This is a genomic window from Epilithonimonas pallida (genome assembly GCF_900182975.1).
GTDB classification, from domain to species: domain Bacteria; phylum Bacteroidota; class Bacteroidia; order Flavobacteriales; family Weeksellaceae; genus Epilithonimonas; species Epilithonimonas pallida.
In genome coordinates this window covers 607,907-627,499 of record NZ_FXUO01000001.1, presented here as the reverse complement: position 1 = coordinate 627,499, position 19,593 = coordinate 607,907, and the positions used below count along the sequence as shown (strand labels likewise).

The following is a 19,593-nucleotide window of genomic DNA, read 5'->3' as shown; positions in this document are numbered from 1 at the left end:
CTTATTAATTCTAAAGCCAAGAGCATGAAGCTGTTGGCTGATTGTTATTCGTTATGAAGGAATGCTTTTTTTGCTAAAAGTTGTTCTTCGGTTTCTACGTGATCCTCATCCGGAACACAGCAGTCAACAGGGCAAACGGCAGCACACTGCGGCTCTTCGTGGAATCCTTTGCACTCCGTACATTTGTCTGTTACAATGAAATAATAATCGTCCGCAACAGGTTCCTGAGCGGCATCAGCATTTACAGAAAGTCCTGACGACAAAACCACCATTCCCTTCAGTGAGGTTCCTTCTGATGCTTTCCAGTCTACAGCTCCTTCATAGATGGCAGTGTTCGGACATTCCGGCTCACAAGCGCCACAATTTATACATTCGTCTGTTATCTTGATAGCCATTGCTATATTTATTTATATTTTTGTGCAAAATTACAAAAAAAAAGCCAGCTATGCTGAACGAAAACAAAATTTTGGGGCTCGAAAAATTAGGAATTTTCATTAATGATTTCATTCAAAAAAATGATGAGGATTATAATGAACAGGAAGAACGCTTAGCTTATCTGATGACACGTTCTGAAATCGAAAATCCATGGTTCACCCAAGAAAATCAACGTTATAACCTGCAACAATGGGCGAGTCTTTTTACCAGACAGGCTATAGAAGAATGGCTTTCCAAATATCAGTTGTCCGGTACACCAAAAAGAGTAGGACTGATATTGGCGGGTAATATCCCCTTAGTTGGTTTCCACGATGTGATCTCGGTGGTTTTGAGCAATCATATTCCTGTTATTAAATTATCTTCAAAAGATCGTCTGGTTTTACCTTTTCTGTTGCAGCTCTGGAACGGGTTCTCCAATAATGAAATTGAATATCATATTGTTGAAAAATTAGAAAACTTCGATGCTGTGATTGCAACAGGTAGTAATAACACAGCAAGATATCTGGAATATTATTTCAAAGACAGCCTTAGCATCATCAGGAAAAACAGAACGTCTGTCGCAGTCTTGAAAGGCGATGAAACTAATGAAGAATTACAATTGTTAGCTGATGATATTTTCCGTTATTTCGGATTGGGCTGCAGAAATGTAACCCGGATCATGATTCCAGGTGATATGAAATTGGACAGATTGTTTGAGAATTTCATCCATTATAAAGATGTTATCAATCATAACAAATATGCGAATAATTATGATTACAACAGAGCCATTTATCTCTTGAACCAAGACCAGTTCTGGGATAATAATTTTGTGATGCTGAAGGAAGATGAGAAACTCTTCAGTCCGTTATCTGTGATTAATTTTTCCCGTTATAAAAGTCCGGAAGAAGTGAAAGTATTTTTAGAAAACCACAAAGAAGAGATACAGACCATTGTTGCAAAACCGGAGCTGGGATTAGAATCAATCGGTTTTGGAGAAACGCAAAATCCTTCACTGGATACTTATGCCGATAATGTGGATACGATGGCTTTTTTGAGTGTGGTATAATTATTACCTAAAGTGTTATATAAAAAACGGAGTCGCAAGACTCCGTTTTTTATATTTTGTGATTAAGAATTTCTGCTTCAATTTCTCATCAATTAGTTTAAGTTCTTTTTTTTGGACATTTTGAAATAAAATTTTCCAGAATATAATTGCTATTTCCTGTTTGTAAAGAATTAAAATACCTTAAACAGGGTATTTCAGGTCTGAATTAACTGCCCTAATTTTAAATCTGAATTAAAAAGTAAAATTATGCGGACAAAATTTTATTTCATCTTATTAATTTTAACCTGTTGTATGCTCAATGCACAAACGTTGCAAACAGGCAATTATACATCAAGCGATGGAAACTATACTGTAAGTATTGAACAAAATGGGGATGAGATTAGTCTCACAGAACCTAACAAATCGAATATTTATAAGAAAACAACCTCAGGTTACTATTACCATACAGAGCCAAAGTATAATACATACTATATAAGACTTGTTGGGAACAACAAATTCTATTCTGGCAAAAATGATGGTAATGAGTTTCTGTTTATTCTTTCCAGTATCAATCCTAGTGAAGCTATAGAATCTGTGGATAACTGCCCTCTGTATGATAAATATTTGAAATTGAGCCAGGAAGATCCGGCTGAAGTTCAAGCGTGGACCTTTTGCGGCGCTGCTGCAATTGCTAAGTGCACATACAATACTGAGGCAAGTCAGGCATATAATAAAACCATTATTGCAGGACTAAAAGCTATTTTGGAGGATCAAAACAGATGCCCTTGTGAAGATGTGATTTCAAAGTCTGAGTGGGATGCGGTTCCTAATTATTAAACAAGAAATTATGAGAACAAAAATTACTTTTCTTTGGTTTTTCTGCAACCTCATATTCTTCAATGCGCAACAAAATAGCAATTTTGAAAAACTGGTTAACGAAGAGTTCGGGACATTATTGGAGAGTTTGCTTGTTGATGGAAAACTGGATAATGATAACGCCAAAGCATATTTGGCAACCGTTTATGGATACAATACAGATGTCAATGATTATCTTCAGAATGCCGATTTTTCTACAAATCTAAATTCCATAAATTCTACAAATCTAAATACATTACAATATGTTGAACTTGTCAATTCTTCTTTGCTGAATGCAATCCCCAATCAAAAATTCCAGCAAATATCTCAAAATATTAGTGATGGATTGATGTTTTATAATGGGATCTACGACGTCACACAAGGTAATATTACCAGTAATGCCATTGGAATGGGTATTAAAATTTTCGATTTTTTTACGATGTTGCACGAAGGCAATAAGCAATGGAAACTAATTAATCAAAAGATTAAAAATATTACACCCACACTCACAAAACTAAATGCTTCTACTTTACCTTACACAAAGCTTAAAATTATTGATGATTTTTCATCCGGTAGAAATTGGGCAATAACTACAAACCCTCCTCTTAGTAATTATTCTACATATATTATTACAACCAATCTTACAGAAATCAAAGACAATTATCTTACTATCAGTACCAAAAATTATAATTCCGGAGATTGGTTTAATCTAGGTATTAGCAAGGAAGTAATCTATAAGAAAGCGAGATTTTATAAAAACTTGGAAAAGTTTGATTTCTCAAAAGACTTTAAAATGACATTAGATGTCAAACTGAATATAAATGTTCTGAAAAATGACCGATTTTTGATCCATATAGGAAAGGGAGTTCAGTTTGAGATTTGGAAACATCCGAGTAACACTATTACTTTTGTAACACCAATAGGATATGATATCACAAACGAGTTTGGAGTTTTAAGCACTACTGCAGAAGGTACAACATTAGAAAAGAAAGATAAGATATGGGACAAGAATAAAGGAATTTATCTGTTGTCCAGAAGTTATGGCGAGCAGTTATCTTTTGATGCAAGGAAATATTTGGATAAAAATTTCAATGAAGTTGTACAAATCCAAATAGAGAAAAAAGGAAATATCTTTACTTGTAGATTAAATGATAAAGATTTCTCAGAATATTTCGTGACGGCAAGAAATGTAAATTATTTTCCGGACAAATATTATTTAGGGTTTGAAATCTTAGCAACCAACCAAAAGGCATCTGTTGAAATCCATCGTCTAGAATTAGAACACTTATAACAGAAACAAAAAGCACTGATTATATATCAGTGCTTTTTATATAATTATCCAAATATTTTGGATCAAGCACTACTGTATCAGTATTTTAAATATATTTGTCTTACACACAAATGATATTAAAAATGATTACAAAATCCCCGCTTTGCCAGGCTTTACTTTTGGCAACACCTGCAACAGCAGAACAATCCAACCTCAACATTACATCTCAGACAGTCTTTGGAGTATTTCCGGAGATTAATGACGTAATTGATTTCCCAATCACACTTTAGATAATTGATATACCGGCAAGCAATGCCACTTGCTGTATATTCTTTATAATTCACTTTAATATTAATTTTTAAAAACAAAAAGACAAATGGCACTAGAAAATTTAATCAGTGTAGAGTTCACGAATGCAGAACTTACAAAACTAGATGACGCAATTAGCATGATCGAATCTGTATTGCTAGGCAAAACCATCAACCTGACGCCCGAACAACGCCAGCAGTACGGCAGTATCGCCGAGCAGAACAAACTCTTTGTGAACAAAGCCAAAGGCTATATGGAGCAGTATCCGCAATATGTTCCACCGTTCTTGGACAAAGCAGAGTATGACAAAGATTACGAGGCAAGGCAACAGATGGAAAGCCGTATGCAAAGACTGAACTCGCTGACGGAGCAGTTCTCTGATACCAAAATTCTGCTGGATTTTGACAACTACCATAACTCGCTCACGTTTTACCGAAATGTGAAATATCTGTCCAGCGAAAACGTTCCGGGCACCAATGTGATCTATGACGATATGAAGCAGTTTTTTATTGCGCCAACGTCCACCATTCCTGGAGAATCTGAAAAACAAGATTAGTCCGGAGGGGGTGGTTCGGGAGGGGGGGGTACCCCCGGTTCTCAACCACCCTTTACCCGGTTCGGAAATGGTTGCAACTGGTCTCGAAGTACCTGCGACCGGTTGTATAAGTGGTCATACCCACTTACCTAACCACCTTTGGGTGGTCTATAACCGCCCCAGACCACTTAGGTAACCGCCCGCAACCGGTTCTGAACCCGTTTCAACCACTTGACCAACCACCTTTAGCCACTTGTGAAGTGGGTGGAGGTGGTTTTTTGTTGTGGATTTATTTACTAAATCAAATCAATGACTTGAAATTTTTAAGAGATATTGTCATCAAACAAAAGTATTTGTAGATTTGAAATATTAAACAATAACCAATATGGCAATTCCAAGAGTATTTATAAGTTCGACATGCTATGATTTAAAGTATATTCGAGAGAATTTAAAATTTTTCATTAGAAATTTAGGATATGAACCTATTTTAAGTGAAGATGGAGACGTCTTTTATAATCCAAAGTTACATACACATGATTCTTGTATAACAGAAATAGAAACCTGTCAATTATTTGTACTAATAATTGGTGGTAGATATGGAGGTAGTTTTAAAGAAAGTGAAAAATCTATTACAAATCAAGAATATGTAAATGCTGTTAAAAATAACATTCCAATTTTTGCATTAGTAGAACAAGGTGTATATTCGGATCATTTTGTTTACACTAAGAATAAGGAAAATGAGACTATCAACTATCCAGCTGTTGATAATAAAAAAATATTTGAATTTATAGATGAAGTAAGAAAAAACATTGTTAATAATGCTATAGTACCTTTTCGAGATTTTAATGATATGGAAACATATTTAAAAAAACAATGGGCAGGAATGATGCATTTTTATTTAACAAATGAATCTGAAACAAAAAAAGTTAGTGATTTATTAAATGAAATTTCAAATGCAACACAAAAAATAGAATTTATAACAAAAGAAATTGCAACGTCAACTATTGATAAGAGTCAACTACTAGATTTGGAATTGTATGAAAAGATTGTTGGAGAAGATGTTATTACCTTACTGAAAAGTTGGAAAGTTGATGTTTCGCCTAAAAATATTTTAAAACATAGTTCTTTTGATGAAATTGTGGAAGGTGATATAGAAATTACTAAAGATGAAGGTCATGTAACTACTAGTGGTTTTCCGCGAATGTCAAAATTTGCTAATACTACTATGGCCGGTAAATATATAAGCGTTAGAAATTCTCTTAAGGAAATCTTGAAAAAATATAATTTAACAATAAAAGATTATATTGGAAATGTAAGTTAATGTTACAGCATATATTTTATTTAATAGCAAAATGAGAGAGATTTATATTAATAAAAGCAAAGATGGCGGTCTGTGCTTTTTTGATTTAAAACTCAAAACAATCCCTATATTTGGGTACCAGCCTAAAACAAAGCTAATGAGTTTGGAACTAAGGAAACATTTTGAGGAATTGATACAATTATCAGACGAGGAGTTTGCAAGGTTATTGTCATTGCGAACAAAGTGAAGCAATCTCAAAAAAGATTCATCTAAACGTATTTTAAGTTGAGATAAAAAGTACCATTCAAAATAGTAGAAATTATTCGTAATTCTATTGATAGAGATTGCTTCACTATCGCTCGCAATGACAGTTGCATCAAAAATATCTTTGATATCATCATACAAATCTTTCCAATCAGGATTAGTTGATTGAATCAAATCTATTTTCTGTTTATCAGATGAAGAGCTTGCAAGTCTATTGTCATTGCGAACAAAGTGAAGCAATCTCAAAAAGCATTTATCTAAACGTATAAACGTATCCTAAGTTGAGATAAAAAGTACCATTCAAAATAGTAGAGGTTATTCGTAATTATATTTATAGAGATTGCTTCGCTATCGCTCGCAATGACAGTCGCATCTAATAAAATGGATCAAAAATATCTTTGATATCATCATACAAATCTTTCCAATCAGGATTAGTTGACTGAATCAAATCTATTTTCTTTCGCCTGGAACTTGCTTTGATTTGTTTTTCTCTGGCAATAGCATCTCCAATCTCCTGAAAAGATTCCCAATAAACCAATTTGTACAAATTATATCTGCTGGTAAAGCTGTTTTGATATTTGTTCTGTCTGTGTTCTATGACTCTTTCCGGCAAATTGGATGTAACACCAACGTATAATGTAGTGTTGTTTTTATTGGTCATTATATAAATAAAGCCGGGTTTCATATCATAAAATTAATAAAAGATCGGTTTAATTCGTTGGCAATGACAAAATCAAATATTATTTTTCAAAAGACTATTCTTTGTTTTTTATCTAAGTAACAATCCCCAACAATTGGTGACTAATAAAATGTTGCGTAAATTACGCTCCGAAAAAATAAAAGTATTACTATGAAAAAACTATTTATTTCGATTTCACTATTATTTATGATGAATGCAATGGCACAGAAATTTGAAGCACAAACCAATACAGATAAACAGGGTTATACCTACGAGACGGTAAAAAACGACCAGTCAGGCGTTAGGGTTTACACCTTAAAAAACGGACTGAAAGTCTATCTTGCTAAAAATGATGATGCACCAAGAATCCAGACTTATATCCCTGTAAGAACTGGTTCCAACAATGACCCAAGCGATAATACAGGATTAGCACATTACCTGGAACATATGGTTTTCAAGGGAACTTCTAAATTGGGAACCAGCGATTGGGCAAAGGAAAAAGCTTTGCTAGCGCAGATTTCTGATTTGTATGAGCAGCACAAAGCAGAAAAAGACCCTGCAAAGAAAAAAGCATTATACAAGAAAATAGACGAAGTATCTCAGGAAGCGTCAAAATATGCTATTGCTAACGAATATGATAAAGCGATCTCTTCTCTTGGAGCAACCGGAACCAATGCGCACACTTGGTTAGACGAAACGGTTTACAAAAACAACATCCCGTCCAACGAACTGGAAAAATGGCTGAAAGTGGAGCATGAGCGTTTCTCGGAATTGGTTTTGAGATTATTCCATACAGAATTGGAAGCGGTTTATGAAGAGTACAACCGTGCGCAGGATAACGACGGAAGATTGGTCAACTACGCAATGATGGAAGCATTGTTTCCTAAACATCCAAACGGTCAGCAAACAACCATTGGAACTTCGGAACACTTGAAAAGCCCTTCTATGGTAGCGATTCACAAATATTTCGATACTTACTATGTGCCTAATAATATGGCAGTCGTTTTAGTTGGTGATTTGGATTTTGATAAAACCATTAAACTGGTGGATCAGTATTTTGGAACATTCAAATACAAAGAATTACCAATGAAGAAAATGGTGTCTGAGGAGCCAATGACCAGCATTATTTCCAGAACGGTAAAAAGTCCTTCTGCACCAAGAATGGCCATGGCCTGGAGAACAGATTCTAACGGAACACAGGAAGCAAGATTAGCTGATGTTGTTGCCGAAATATTGAGTAACAGTGGAGACGCTGGTTTGATTGATCTTAACATCAATCAGAAACAAAAAACTCTTGGTGCCGGTGCTTATGAATCACCTTTCAAAACTTATGGTGCATTCGTATTAAGTGTTGTTCCGAAAGATGGGCAGAGCTTTGATGAGGCTAAGAAATTATTATTAGAGCAAATCGATCTGGTTAAAAAAGGACAATTCCCGGACTGGATGCTGAATGCTATCGTGAATGACCTGAAAGTTCAGAGAATGAAACGTTGGGAAACTGCTGACGGATTAGCTACAACATTATATTCTACTTATATCGGCAACAGAACCTGGGAGCAGGAACTGGATGAGATCAACCAATATGAAGCCATTACAAAAGCGGATGTTGTGAAATTTGCTAATGATTTTTTCAAGGATAATTATGTAGTCGTTTACAAAGAAAAAGGTGTTAATGACAAATTAGTTCGTGTAGAAAACCCGGGCATCACACCAATCAAATTAAACAGAGAAGCGCAATCGCCTTTCCTGAAAGATATCATTAATACAAAATCTTCTGATATAAAGCCTCAGTTCATTGATTTCAAAACAGCAATTGCTACTTCTACAATCAAAGACAAGAAAATCAGCTTCGTTAAAAATAAATATAACGAAGTGGCTCAGGTTAATTATATTTTCCCTTTCGGAACAGATAATGACAAGGAACTGGCTCTTGGTGTAACTGTGTTGCAGTATCTTGGAACTGATAAATATACGCCGGAACAATTGAAAGAAGAATTTTACAAACTGGGAATTTCTAATACTTTCAGAACAGCGAACGATCAGATGATTATTACCCTGAGTGGGCTGGAAAGCAATATGCCAAAAGGAGTAGAATTGATGAATCATTGGATCAATAACGTAAAAGCCGATAAAGGCATCTATGACCAGACAGTGAAAACAATTCTGGAATCCAGAGAAGTGGCTAAAAAAGATAAGAATAAAATCATGGCAGCTTTAGCAAACTATGCTAAGTTTGGAAAAGACTCCAGAATGACAGATGTAATTTCCAAAGAACGTCTGCAAAGTATTGATGTGAACGAGTTGATGTCAAAAATCAAAACCCTGAATCAATATCCTTATGAAGTTTTCCTTTACGGAGAGAATCAAAAAGGACTTGAAAAAGCCGTAAAACCTTTTATTATTAATACAAAACTGCAGCCTTCAAAAGCTAAGGAATATGCAGAACCTTCAACAGAAGGCAAGGTATATTTCACGAACTATGATATGGTACAGATGGAAATGTCTAAGGTAGCAAAAGCTGGAAATGTAGATATTGCTAATTTTGGAAAAGCCAATGTGTTTAATGAATATTTTGGACGTGGATTATCATCTATCGTTTTCCAGGAGATCCGCGAAAGTAAGTCTTTGGCCTATTCTGCTTATGTTTCCTATGCTAATGCCACGGAAAAAAATCATCCTAATTATGTCACCAATTATATCGGAACACAAGCCAACAAATTACCTTTAGCTGTAGCTGCAATGAGTGACCTGATGGCAGATTTTCCTCAGATTCCGGCTCAGTTCGAGAATGCAAAAGGCTCTGCTTTGAAGCAAATTGCATCCAACAGAATCAACAGGACTAATATCTTCTATAACCAATTGGCGTTACAAAAATTAGGGCTGGATTATGATGTCAGAAAGGATGTTTATGCTGAGATACAATCTTTGACACTGCCTCAACTGACATCTTTTTATAATTCCGAAATCAAACCATTGAAATACAATACCGCAATCATCGGAAAAAAAGAAAACCTGAATATGGATTCTATCAACAAAATGGGAGAGTTCAAAGAGGTAAGTCTTGAAGAGATCTTTGGATATTAATCAAATTGATCCGCATAATAATAAGAAGTGAAACCATGTGTTTCACTTTTTTATTTCATGCAAGATGTTTATAATAAGCCGGTTAGATTAATTATATCAATTTAAAATCATTCTTAACAGAACTTTTGTTAATTTTGATCAGTGAAAAAACTGATTGCAATATTGTTATTGTCGTTATACTTGGTTTCTACAACCGAGCTGTATCAGTTTTTGAAAATGCCGGTGTTGATAGAACATTATTTAGAGCATAAAGGAGAAAACCCAAAAATCACCTTGGTTTCTTTTATTAAAATGCATTATGACAATCCGGTGAAAGATGCGGATTATAAGACCGATCAGCAACTACCTTTTATCTCACATGGATGTCATCTTGTTGTAGTTTTTACCTTAGCATCACCATTTACGCTTCACTTTCCTAAAAATATTCTGCAGGTAATACCGTCCAAAAAATCTTTTTATAAAAGTAATTTTTATAATCTGGAAATCCTGAATTCTATCTGGCAGCCGCCAAAGTTTTGTTAATTTTTTTGATTTTCTTCTTCCTCATTCAAAATGACGGAAGTTATTCCGATAAGTAATATGTCTGTTTACAGATGATGCTTCGATCGGGACATAATATATTCATCAAGATTAATAAATTTTTATGCTTACAAAAATCATTGAGTTTTCTGTAAAGAATAAACTCATTATTGCACTGTTGGTTTTGGGACTGATAGGCGTAGGATCTTATCAGGTAACCAAGCTGCCGATAGATGCAGTACCCGACATTACCAACAATCAGGTACAGGTTATTACCATTGCGCCCTCTTTTGGGGCTACAGATATAGAGCGGCTCGTAACTTTCCCGATAGAGCAGGCTAATAATAATATTTCGGGATTAAAGGAAATCCGGAGCTTTTCCAGGTTCGGTCTGTCGTTGGTAACGATAGTTTTCGAGGATAATGTAGATGTGTACTGGGCGAGGCAACAGGTTGCGGAAAGGCTTCAGCAGGTTCAATCCGTCATTCCTCAAGGTATAGGAACGCCACAGTTAGGACCCATTTCTACAGGACTGGGCGAGATCTATCAATATGTGGTAAGACCCGAAAAAGGTTACGAAAAACAATACAATACTACAGAGCTGAGAACCATACAGGATTGGATTGTGAGAAGGCAGCTACTGGGTGTAAAAGGTGTTGCGGAAGTCAGCAGTTTTGGTGGAAAGCTGAAACAATATGAGATTGCCGTGAATCCCGATAGACTGAACGCTTACGGGATTACCATCAACGATGTGTTTGATGCCCTGAATACCAATAACCAAAATACTGGCGGTGCCTATATCGAAAAAGGACCAACGGTTCTTTACATCAGAAGCGAAGGTTTAATAGGTAATATTGAAGATATTCAAAATATTGCCATTGCAACCAAAAAGAATGATATTCCGTTGTTTATTCGGGATGTTGCGAAGGTTAAAACAGGTTTTGCTACCCGTTACGGAGCAATGACCTATAACGATCAGGGTGAAGTTTCGGGAGCTGTGGTGATGATGCTGAAAGGCGAAAACAGCAATCAGGTCATTAAAAATGTTAAAGAAAAAATAGCTCAAATACAGAAAACACTTCCAAAAGGAGTAGTGATAGAACCTTTCCTTGATCGCACAAAAATGGTAAACAATGCCATAGGAACAGTAGAAAAAAACCTGACGGAAGGTGCTTTAATCGTAGTTTTTGTATTGGTTCTTTTCCTCGGGAATTTTCGGGCAGGATTGCTTGTGGCATCAGTAATCCCTTTGGCCATGCTATTTGCGATATGTATGATGAATCTTTTCGGGGTTAGCGGTAACCTGATGAGTCTCGGTGCACTGGATTTTGGTTTGATTATAGACGGCGCAGTGATTATTGTAGAATCGGTACTACATCAGTTCAGTCATAATTCAAAGTTTAAAAAAATATTTTCAGTCGGAAAACAGGAAATGGATAGCATCGTTATAGACTCAGCTGGGAAAATGATGAATAGTGCTGTTTTCGGACAGATAATTATCCTCATTGTTTATCTCCCGATTCTTACTTTGCAGGGCATCGAAGGAAAAATGTTCAAACCTATGGCGGAAACTGTAGCCTTTGCATTGCTAGGAGCTTTCTTACTTTCATTAACATATATTCCGATGATGAGTGCTTTATTACTAAGGAAAAAAAGCAGCAAGCCCGGATTTTCTGATAGAATGATGAAGAATGTGGAACAGATTTATCTTAAAGCCCTTCTGAAAGTCCTTAGAATTCCGAAATTAATTTTTTCCGCAGTTGTAATATTATTTTTATTGGCAGTCATTATCCTGAGCAGGCTGGGAGGCGAATTCATCCCTTCTCTGGAAGAAGGTGATTTTGCAGTAGATACCAGAGTATTACCGGGTAGCAATCTTACGACAACCATAGAAAGTACCCAAAAAGCTGCTCATATCCTGAAATCCAGATTTCCGGAGGTAGAAAAAGTGGTTACAAAAATAGGAAGTGGTGAGGTCCCTACTGACCCAATGCCGATGGATGCGTCGGATATGATGGTCATTCTTAAGGATAAAAAAGAATGGACTTCAGCCACTACTTTTCCGGAACTAGCAAATAAAATGAGCAAAGAATTGCAAGATGTCCCGGGAGTTACGGCGAGTTTTCAATTTCCGGTTCAGATGCGTTTTAATGAGTTGATGACAGGTGCAAGGCAAGATGTAGTTGTGAAAATTTTTGGTGACGATCTGGATGTTCTTTCTCAGAACGCACAGAAACTTGGCAAAATAATAGAAACGGTAGAAGGAACCCAGAATCTGTACATAGAGCCAATCTCTGGAATGCCACAGGTAATTATAGAATACAACCGTCCTTTGATAGCACAGTATCACCTGTCAATTTCGGATATTAACAGGATTGTGAATGCTGCTTTTGCAGGACAGAGCACAGGTTTGATTTTTGAAGGAGAGAAACGTTTTGATATGGTTGTCCGTCTTGATTCTAACGATCGTAAAAACGTGAATGATATTAAAAATCTTCTTGTTCCAACTCCTTTTGGAAATCAGATTCCTCTTTCGCAACTGGCAAAAGTAGAAGTAAAAAATGGTCCGAACCAAATCCAAAGAGAAAATGCACAAAGAAGAATTGTCGTAGGATTTAATATTAAAGGACGAGATGTACAGAGCATCGTAGAAGAACTCCAAGGTAAGGTGGACAAAGAGATGAAACTCCCTACCGGTTATTATATGACATACGGAGGCTCCTTTGAAAACCTGAATAATGCCAAACAACGCCTTATGGTAGCCGTTCCCATTGCGTTGGCTCTTATTTTTGTAATGTTGTTTTTTGCATTCAAATCTATTAAAGAAAGTTTACTAATTTACACGGCAATCCCACTTTCCATTATTGGAGGCGTATTTCTTTTGGCTCTTCGGGGGATGCCTTTTAGTATCAGCGCAGGAGTCGGTTTTATTGCACTTTTTGGTGTAGCCGTACTGAATGGTATTGTTTTGATTTCAGAATTTAACCGACTTTACAAAAGCGGTATCCGAAATATTGTAAGAATTGTTATTGATGGCGGTGAGTCCCGACTGCGCCCTGTGCTGATGACGGCTTTCGTGGCATCGTTAGGCTTTATCCCGATGGCAGTAAGCAACGGTGCAGGAGCAGAAGTGCAACGTCCACTGGCAACGGTTGTTATCGGAGGATTGATGGTGGCAACATTCCTTACCTTATTTGTTTTGCCCCTGCTATACGTAACTATTGAAAAAGGATTTAAAATGAAAAAAAGAAATAATAAAAATATCGTAACATTAGTAATTTTGGTTTGTAGCTTATTAGGATTCCAAGCCAAATCCCAAACTCCGATCAGTTTGCAGAACGCAATTAATCAAGCATTGGAAAACAACAGAAATCTAAAGAACGAGAAACTAAAGGCAGAATATTCCAAAGTATTGCTAAAATCCGCTTCGGATATTCCGCAGACAGCCGTTACTATGGATTACGGACAGATTAACAGTGCGTATAATGATATGAAGTTCGGGGTTGCCCAAAGCATAGCTTTTCCAACGGTGTATAAAAAACAAAAAAATGTGTATACCGAAGAATGGAAAAAATCTCTGCTTAATGTTTCTTTAAAAGAATTTGAACTCAAAAAAGCGGTTAGTTATACCTTCTATGATATTTTATATTGGAAAGAAAAAGAAAAGCTGCTGAACGAAACTTTGAAGCTCTATTCCGATTTTTTTGATAAGGCGAGCCTGCGTCTGAAGGCCGGAGAAAGTAACATTCTGGAAAAAACTACCGCTTCTAATCAGAAATCTGCCATTGAAATACAGCTAATACAGGTGCAGCAGGAATTAGCCGTATTGCATCACCAGTTTCGTTGGCTTTTGAACAACGAAGGAGATTTTGTGCCGAACGACTCAAAATATTTTGCAGCCAGTTTAAAAAATGATCTGAACGAACATCCTTTGCTCAAAATTTTACAACAACAGAAAAATGTATCTGCCGAACAAATTTCACTGGAAAAAGCAAAAATGTTACCCGGCCTGCAATTGGCGTATAACCTGAACAGTTTTAAAGGTATGGGAGCAGATGACAAAGTGTACAACGCTACACCACAGTTTCATTCGGTGCAGGTGGGTGTTGCTATTCCTGTTTTTTTCGGTGGACAAAAAGCCAGAATAGAAGCGGCAAAAGTTGCAGGAACAATTGCTGAAAATGAACTGAAAAATGCTGAATTTAATTTGAATAACCAACTGAAAAAGGCCAACGAAATCTATCAGGCAAGTTTGGACATTGTTTCCCGCTACGAAACTTCGGAACTGAAAAATGCCGATACCATTACCGAAACGGCAAGAAGACAATTTCTGGCAGGAGAAATCAACTATCTGGATTTTGTAATATTGGTCAATCAGGCAGTAGCTCTAAAAAATAATTATGCCGATGCTGTCTGGAAGCTCAACCAAAGTGCTATAGAATTCGAATACCTTAACTTAAATCCTTAACAAATGAAATCAAATTCAATATATATCTTATTAATCAGTTTTTCTCTACTCATTCAATGTAAAAAAGAAGAAGCTCCGAAGCAGGAAAAAAATCTCCCGAAAGACGAAAATATAGTCAATTTAACCGATGCCCAGATGAGAAATGCACCGATAGAAACAACAACACTTTCGTTAAAAAATATCGCTTCTACCCTGAAATTAAATGGAATGATCGATGTTCCGCCGCAAAATCTGGTTTCTGTAAGTATTCCTCTTGGAGGCTATCTGAAATCCAGCAATCTGCTTCCGGGAATGCCGGTATCTAAAGGTCAGGTGATTGCCGTGATAGAAAATCCACAGTTTATCCAGCTTCAACAGGATTACCTCATGGCAAAATCCAAAGCACGTTTTGCAGAATTGGATTACACCCGTCAAAAAACCCTGAATCAAAGTCAGGCAAGCAGCGATAAAGCCATGCAACTTGCCCAATCTGAAATGAACAGTCAAAGAATTTTAATGAATTCATTGTCGCAACAGTTAAGACTCATCAATATCAATCCTGAATCTTTAAAATCGGGAAGCATTACGAAAAGTGTACCTGTTTATAGCTCGATTAATGGTTTTGTGAGCAAAGTGAATGTTAATATCGGGAAATATGTAAATCCTTCGGATGTGCTATTTGAACTTATAAATCCGGATGACATTCATCTAAACCTCAAAGTTTATGAAAAAGATCTTCAGAGTCTTAAAAAGGGACAACGTTTTGTGGCTTATACCAATGCAGATCCGTCCAAAAAATATTATGGTGAAGTATTTTTAATTAGTAAAGATATTAATTCCGGAGGTTTGGTAGATGTGCATTGCCATTTTGATAAGTATGATCACAATCTGGTTCCGGGTATGTATATGAATGCAGAGATAGAAACCAGCACTTCTTTTTCCAATGCCATTTCCGAAGACAGTGTGGTAAATTTTGAAGGGAAGGACTTTGTTTTTGTGGAAGAAAAAAAGCAAACTTATAAGCTTACTCCTGTAACACTAGGAGATACTGAAAACGGTTTTGTTCAGATTCTCAATTTTATGGATCTCAATAATAAAAAGATAGTAATCAAAAATGCCTACACTCTTTTAATGAAACTGAAAAATACAGAAGAAGAGGAATAATATTTATGTAAACTATATCAATGAATTTTAATAAGACTTTTGCTTTCATTTAAAGATTGTTAGGTCAGCGTAGTGGTATTGGTTAATAGTAAAGATTATATTTAAAATATTTTATCTAGAATAAATCTTCAATTAAATCATAAACTGAAGCTGAACAATTTATTAAACATTTTAGCGTTATAATCCAGATTAATTTAAAATCGTTCTAAGAAAAACATTTCCTAACTTTGGTTTAGTGAAAAAGTTGATTTCCATATTGTTGTTATCATTATATTTGGTTTCTACAACCGAATTGTATCAGCTTTTGAAAATCCCGGAATTGGTCGAGCATTACATCGAGCACAAAGAATTGAATCCGGATATGACACTTACTGCATTTCTGAGAACACATTATGATCATCCTGTGAAAGATGGTGATTACGGAAAAGATCAGAGACTCCCATTTATCATACATTCTGCGCCTTTGTCCTTGGTTTTTACAATTAATCAGGGATTCAGTTTTGAAACTGCAACATATCATTTCAATCCTTTACAAATGCATAAAATTCCTTCAAAAGATGAAGATCTTTGCTATAAAGGTTTCCTGAATTCCGTATGGGAACCGCCAAGACCTTCTTTTTTGTAATTCAGTCTCAGTTTGGTTTGTATTCACAAATCAACATCATCAATTATTTTATATCATTAATTTCAGAATAATGAAAACAATATTTTCAGCCATATTAATGGTTGTATTCGCTGTTGGCATTCACGCACAAAGCCGTTTGGAAAATGCCAAAAAACAAGCTTCAGAAAAGAACGAGCTTATATTATTAAATTTCTCTGGTTCAGACTGGTGTATTCCATGCATCAAACTTCATAAAAATATTATTGAAAGCGATGAATTTAAAAAGCTTGAAACGGAAAGTGTTGTCGTTTTCATCAATGCAGATTTTCCGAGAAACAAAAAGAATCAGCTTTCCCCTGAACTGAAAAAAGAAAATGCTACACTTGCGGATCAGTATAATCAAAAAGGATTATTTCCTTATACAGTATTGCTGAATTCAGAAGGTAAAATCCTGAAAAGCTGGGAAGGTCTTCCTTCGGAAAACGCTTTGGCTTTCAGTAAAGAGATTAGAGATATCAAAGAAAATCAAAAATAAAATATGTTAAGAGAATTCAAAAGACCTCAGAAATTAATGGGGAACGCTTTTGAAATTACCGTTGTAAGCGATGATGAAAATTCTGCAAATCAGCATATTGATGCAGCGATTAACGAAATCAGAAGAATTGAAAAGCTTCTGACGACATTTAGTGAGGAAAGCCAGACTAATCTCATCAACAGAAATGCAGGAATCGAGTCTGTAAAAGTAGATTGGGAGATTTTTGATTTGATTGAAAGAAGCCTTAGAATCAGTAGAATAACAGACGGATATTTTGACATTTCCTACGGCGGAATCGATAAAAGTTTCTGGAATTTCGACCGTGAAATGAAAAAACTTCCCAATCCTGAACTGATTAAAGAGCATTTGAAACTCGTTAATTATAAGAATATTATTCTTGACCGCGAAAATCAAACCGTTTTCCTCAAAGAAAAAGGAATGCGGATCGGTTTCGGAGGAATCGGGAAGGGTTACGCTGCAGAAATGGCAAAACAGATGCTTCAGAACAGAGGCGTGACTTCCGGAATTGTGAATGCTTCAGGCGATCTAACAACGTGGGGAAATCAGGCCAACGGAAAACCCTGGACTGTCGGAATTGCTGATCCCGACAATGCAAAACAACCGTTTTCGTATATGAATATCACCAATATGGCGGTTGCAACTTCCGGAAATTATGAAAAATTCGTTATGATCAACGGTAAAAAATATTCTCATACCATTAATCCCAAAACAGGAATGCCTGTTTCGGGCGTGAAAAGTGTTACGATCTTTTGTCCCAACGCAGAAATTGCCGATGCAATGGCAACTCCCGTAAGCATTATGGGAATCGATGCGGCGCTCAATATGATCAACCAGATCAATCATCTGGAATGCATCATTATTGATGATCAGGACAAAATTTATTCATCTCAAAACATTAATTTAAAATGAAAAACCTTATAAAAAACAGTCAAAAGCTTGTCGAATATTTGTTTGGGCAGCTTTATCCGTCTTCCACTCCCGCTTTTTTGTTCGTTCCTCACAAAAAGAGCTCCGTTCAAGCCGGGCTGCGAAGATTCAACACTTTAAATTACAGAACAATTGCTGTTCTTTCGATATTGACAATTCCGTTTTTGAACTCGTGTACAACTGTAAAAGAGTACGAAAAAAATAAATTAAACGATGCCGAAATGGTTCTGGGAAACAGAACGATTGAAAAAACCGAACTGAGCTTTCAGTCCTACAGAGAAGGATCTTCGGGCGCAAATGCCGGAAAAGTTGGCGGTGGTTGCGGATGTAACTAAAAAGAGTAATCGTAAAATTTAATTGTGATTCAAAAATGAAAAAATTGATCGTAAGTGTTATTGCTCTTTTCGGAATTTTCAACGCAAAAGCACAGGAAAACACAAACAATGAACAGCCTAAAAAACTGACTTTTGATGAAGCTAATTTAGTTTCAAGCTATTATAAACAAAACGGAAACAATTCCGCAGTGACGGGAGGAATCGGGACGGAAAAACTGACCGATATTTCCAATACCATCGATGTAACTATGGTAAAATACGACAAGAAAGACAGGAAAAATAAATTCGATCTCAGTGTCGGGATCGATCATTATACTTCCGCTTCGTCGGATATGATCGATCTGAAAGCCAATTCATCAGCTTCCCACGCAGACAACAGAATTTATCCTGCATTAAGCTGGAGCCGTGAGAATACTGAAAAAGGAACGACTTTAATGGCGGGTGTTTCTACCTCTTTTGAATTTGATTATGCATCTTACGGTGCAAACATCGGGTTTTCCCAAAAAACCAAGAACAGAATGGGAGAGTTTACGGCGAAATTCCAGGCTTATCTGGATCAGGTAAAGCTGATTGCTCCGATTGAACTCAGAACAAACGGAAGCACCGGAGGAGAACACGAAAACTACGGAACCAGCGGAAGAAATACTTTTGCGCTGTCACTTTCTTATTCGCAGATCATTAATCAGAATTTTCAGGTTGAATTTTTGGCGGATGGTGTTCAGCAGACGGGATATTTAAGTTTGCCTTTCCACAGGGTTTATTTCAATGATAATTCAGTTCATCAGGAAGCTTTGCCCGATAAAAGGTTTAAAATTCCTTTGGGAGTAAGAGCGAATTATTTCCTCGGGGACAAAGTGATTCTGAGAGCGTATTATCGTTATTATACCGACGATTGGGGCTTGAAATCCAATACTTTCAGCCTGGAAACACCTGTGAAAATTTCGCCTTTTATTTCGGTAAGCCCGTTTTACAGGTATTATTCTCAGACTGCGGCTAAATATTTTGCGCCTTATCAACAACACACGGCTTTTGATGACTTTTATACGAGTAATTATGACCTTTCAAAATTCGACAGTCATTTTTACGGAGCAGGAATCAGAATCAGTCCGAAGAACGGTTTGTTTGGCGTTGAAAGGCTGAATATGCTGGAAATCAGATACGGACACTACACGAAATCTGTGGGAATGAAGTCTGATATTATTTCCCTGAATTTGAGATTTAAATAAAATCATTTTAAATTTGACTTGCTAAAGATGTTTGGCAAGTCATTTTTTAATAAAAAAATA

At 36.2% G+C, this 19,593-nt stretch carries 17 protein-coding genes; 15 read left to right on the top strand and 2 right to left on the bottom strand.

The features are described 5' to 3' along the window. Nucleotides 1-44 precede the first annotated feature (44 nt). Nucleotides 45-395, bottom strand: coding sequence for a 4Fe-4S dicluster domain-containing protein (locus tag QOL71_RS02750; protein ID WP_283415439.1), 351 nt, complete (start codon nucleotides 393-395; stop codon nucleotides 45-47). A gap of 50 nt (nucleotides 396-445) precedes the next feature. On the opposite strand from QOL71_RS02750, the gene QOL71_RS02745 reads away from it, so the two are divergent. From QOL71_RS02745 to QOL71_RS02720, 6 genes are all read left to right on the top strand, one after another. Next, nucleotides 446-1,480 (top strand): acyl-CoA reductase, encoded by a 1,035-nt coding sequence (locus tag QOL71_RS02745; RefSeq protein ID WP_283415438.1) that lies wholly within the window; start codon nucleotides 446-448, stop codon nucleotides 1,478-1,480. A gap of 291 nt (nucleotides 1,481-1,771) precedes the next feature. Continuing rightward, nucleotides 1,772-2,296, top strand: a complete 525-nt coding sequence (locus QOL71_RS02740; RefSeq protein ID WP_283415437.1) for a hypothetical protein — start codon at nucleotides 1,772-1,774, stop codon at nucleotides 2,294-2,296. Between the two features lie 10 nt (nucleotides 2,297-2,306). After that, complete coding sequence (locus tag QOL71_RS02735; RefSeq protein ID WP_283415436.1) at nucleotides 2,307-3,605, top strand: hypothetical protein; 1,299 nt, start codon at nucleotides 2,307-2,309, stop codon at nucleotides 3,603-3,605. A gap of 122 nt (nucleotides 3,606-3,727) precedes the next feature. After that, a complete protein-coding gene (locus QOL71_RS02730) occupies nucleotides 3,728-3,874 on the top strand; it encodes a hypothetical protein (protein ID WP_283415435.1) in 147 nt (48 codons plus the stop codon). A gap of 86 nt (nucleotides 3,875-3,960) precedes the next feature. Further along, the gene (locus tag QOL71_RS02725) at nucleotides 3,961-4,449 is read left to right on the top strand and encodes a hypothetical protein (RefSeq protein WP_283415434.1); all 489 of its coding nucleotides are present in this window, start codon (nucleotides 3,961-3,963) and stop codon (nucleotides 4,447-4,449) included. Between the two features lie 364 nt (nucleotides 4,450-4,813). Continuing rightward, on the top strand, nucleotides 4,814-5,749 hold the full coding sequence (locus tag QOL71_RS02720) for a DUF4062 domain-containing protein (RefSeq protein WP_283415433.1): 936 nt from the start codon (nucleotides 4,814-4,816) through the stop codon (nucleotides 5,747-5,749). A 616-nt stretch (nucleotides 5,750-6,365) separates the two neighbouring features. On the opposite strand, the gene QOL71_RS02715 is transcribed toward QOL71_RS02720, so the two are convergent. Next, nucleotides 6,366-6,677: a GIY-YIG nuclease family protein gene (locus QOL71_RS02715; RefSeq protein WP_283415432.1), complete on the bottom strand. Its 312-nt coding sequence runs from the start codon at nucleotides 6,675-6,677 to the stop codon at nucleotides 6,366-6,368. Between the two features lie 165 nt (nucleotides 6,678-6,842). Here QOL71_RS02715 and QOL71_RS02710 point away from each other — a divergent pair, with 165 nt between their 5' ends. From QOL71_RS02710 to QOL71_RS02670, 9 genes are all read left to right on the top strand, one after another. Beyond that, nucleotides 6,843-9,755 carry a M16 family metallopeptidase gene (locus QOL71_RS02710; RefSeq protein ID WP_283415431.1) on the top strand — a complete coding sequence of 971 codons (2,913 nt, stop codon included), beginning with the start codon at nucleotides 6,843-6,845 and terminating at the stop codon, nucleotides 9,753-9,755. 141 nt (nucleotides 9,756-9,896) lie between these two features. Continuing rightward, nucleotides 9,897-10,277, top strand: coding sequence for a hypothetical protein (locus tag QOL71_RS02705; protein WP_283415430.1), 381 nt, complete (start codon nucleotides 9,897-9,899; stop codon nucleotides 10,275-10,277). A gap of 121 nt (nucleotides 10,278-10,398) precedes the next feature. Further along, nucleotides 10,399-14,742 (top strand): CusA/CzcA family heavy metal efflux RND transporter, encoded by a 4,344-nt coding sequence (locus QOL71_RS02700; protein WP_283415429.1) that lies wholly within the window; start codon nucleotides 10,399-10,401, stop codon nucleotides 14,740-14,742. A 3-nt stretch (nucleotides 14,743-14,745) separates the two neighbouring features. Then, a complete protein-coding gene (locus tag QOL71_RS02695) occupies nucleotides 14,746-15,885 on the top strand; it encodes an efflux RND transporter periplasmic adaptor subunit (RefSeq protein ID WP_283415428.1) in 1,140 nt (379 codons plus the stop codon). 235 nt (nucleotides 15,886-16,120) lie between these two features. Further along, on the top strand, nucleotides 16,121-16,510 hold the full coding sequence (locus QOL71_RS02690; protein ID WP_283415427.1) for a hypothetical protein: 390 nt from the start codon (nucleotides 16,121-16,123) through the stop codon (nucleotides 16,508-16,510). Between the two features lie 70 nt (nucleotides 16,511-16,580). After that, complete coding sequence (locus QOL71_RS02685; protein ID WP_283415426.1) at nucleotides 16,581-17,024, top strand: thioredoxin family protein; 444 nt, start codon at nucleotides 16,581-16,583, stop codon at nucleotides 17,022-17,024. A 3-nt stretch (nucleotides 17,025-17,027) separates the two neighbouring features. Next, a complete protein-coding gene (locus QOL71_RS02680) occupies nucleotides 17,028-17,954 on the top strand; it encodes an FAD:protein FMN transferase (protein WP_283415425.1) in 927 nt (308 codons plus the stop codon). Next, nucleotides 17,951-18,307: a DUF4266 domain-containing protein gene (locus tag QOL71_RS17700; RefSeq protein WP_430395123.1), complete on the top strand. Its 357-nt coding sequence runs from the start codon at nucleotides 17,951-17,953 to the stop codon at nucleotides 18,305-18,307. The genes QOL71_RS02680 and QOL71_RS17700 overlap by 4 nt, the downstream gene beginning before the upstream one ends. A gap of 35 nt (nucleotides 18,308-18,342) precedes the next feature. Next, nucleotides 18,343-19,533, top strand: coding sequence for a DUF3570 domain-containing protein (locus QOL71_RS02670; protein ID WP_283415424.1), 1,191 nt, complete (start codon nucleotides 18,343-18,345; stop codon nucleotides 19,531-19,533). The last annotated feature ends 60 nt before the right edge of the window (nucleotides 19,534-19,593 follow it).

Bases quoted from the DNA above. Each gene is read 5' to 3' on its own strand.
- QOL71_RS02700 (WP_283415429.1), top strand. From the start codon at position 10,399: ATGCTTACAAAAATCATTGAGTTTTCTGTAAAGAATAAACTCATTATT.
- QOL71_RS02680 (WP_283415425.1), top strand. From the start codon at position 17,028: ATGTTAAGAGAATTCAAAAGACCTCAGAAATTAATGGGGAACGCTTTT.
- QOL71_RS02670 (WP_283415424.1), top strand. From the start codon at position 18,343: ATGAAAAAATTGATCGTAAGTGTTATTGCTCTTTTCGGAATTTTCAAC.
- QOL71_RS02710 (WP_283415431.1), top strand. From the start codon at position 6,843: ATGAAAAAACTATTTATTTCGATTTCACTATTATTTATGATGAATGCA.
- QOL71_RS17700 (WP_430395123.1), top strand. From the start codon at position 17,951: ATGAAAAACCTTATAAAAAACAGTCAAAAGCTTGTCGAATATTTGTTT.
- QOL71_RS02725 (WP_283415434.1), top strand. From the start codon at position 3,961: ATGGCACTAGAAAATTTAATCAGTGTAGAGTTCACGAATGCAGAACTT.
- QOL71_RS02685 (WP_283415426.1), top strand. From the start codon at position 16,581: ATGAAAACAATATTTTCAGCCATATTAATGGTTGTATTCGCTGTTGGC.
- QOL71_RS02740 (WP_283415437.1), top strand. From the start codon at position 1,772: ATGCTCAATGCACAAACGTTGCAAACAGGCAATTATACATCAAGCGAT.
- QOL71_RS02720 (WP_283415433.1), top strand. From the start codon at position 4,814: ATGGCAATTCCAAGAGTATTTATAAGTTCGACATGCTATGATTTAAAG.
- QOL71_RS02695 (WP_283415428.1), top strand. From the start codon at position 14,746: ATGAAATCAAATTCAATATATATCTTATTAATCAGTTTTTCTCTACTC.
- QOL71_RS02715 (WP_283415432.1), bottom strand. From the start codon at position 6,677: ATGAAACCCGGCTTTATTTATATAATGACCAATAAAAACAACACTACA.
- QOL71_RS02730 (WP_283415435.1), top strand. From the start codon at position 3,728: ATGATTACAAAATCCCCGCTTTGCCAGGCTTTACTTTTGGCAACACCT.
- QOL71_RS02745 (WP_283415438.1), top strand. From the start codon at position 446: ATGCTGAACGAAAACAAAATTTTGGGGCTCGAAAAATTAGGAATTTTC.
- QOL71_RS02735 (WP_283415436.1), top strand. From the start codon at position 2,307: ATGAGAACAAAAATTACTTTTCTTTGGTTTTTCTGCAACCTCATATTC.
- QOL71_RS02750 (WP_283415439.1), bottom strand. From the start codon at position 395: ATGGCTATCAAGATAACAGACGAATGTATAAATTGTGGCGCTTGTGAG.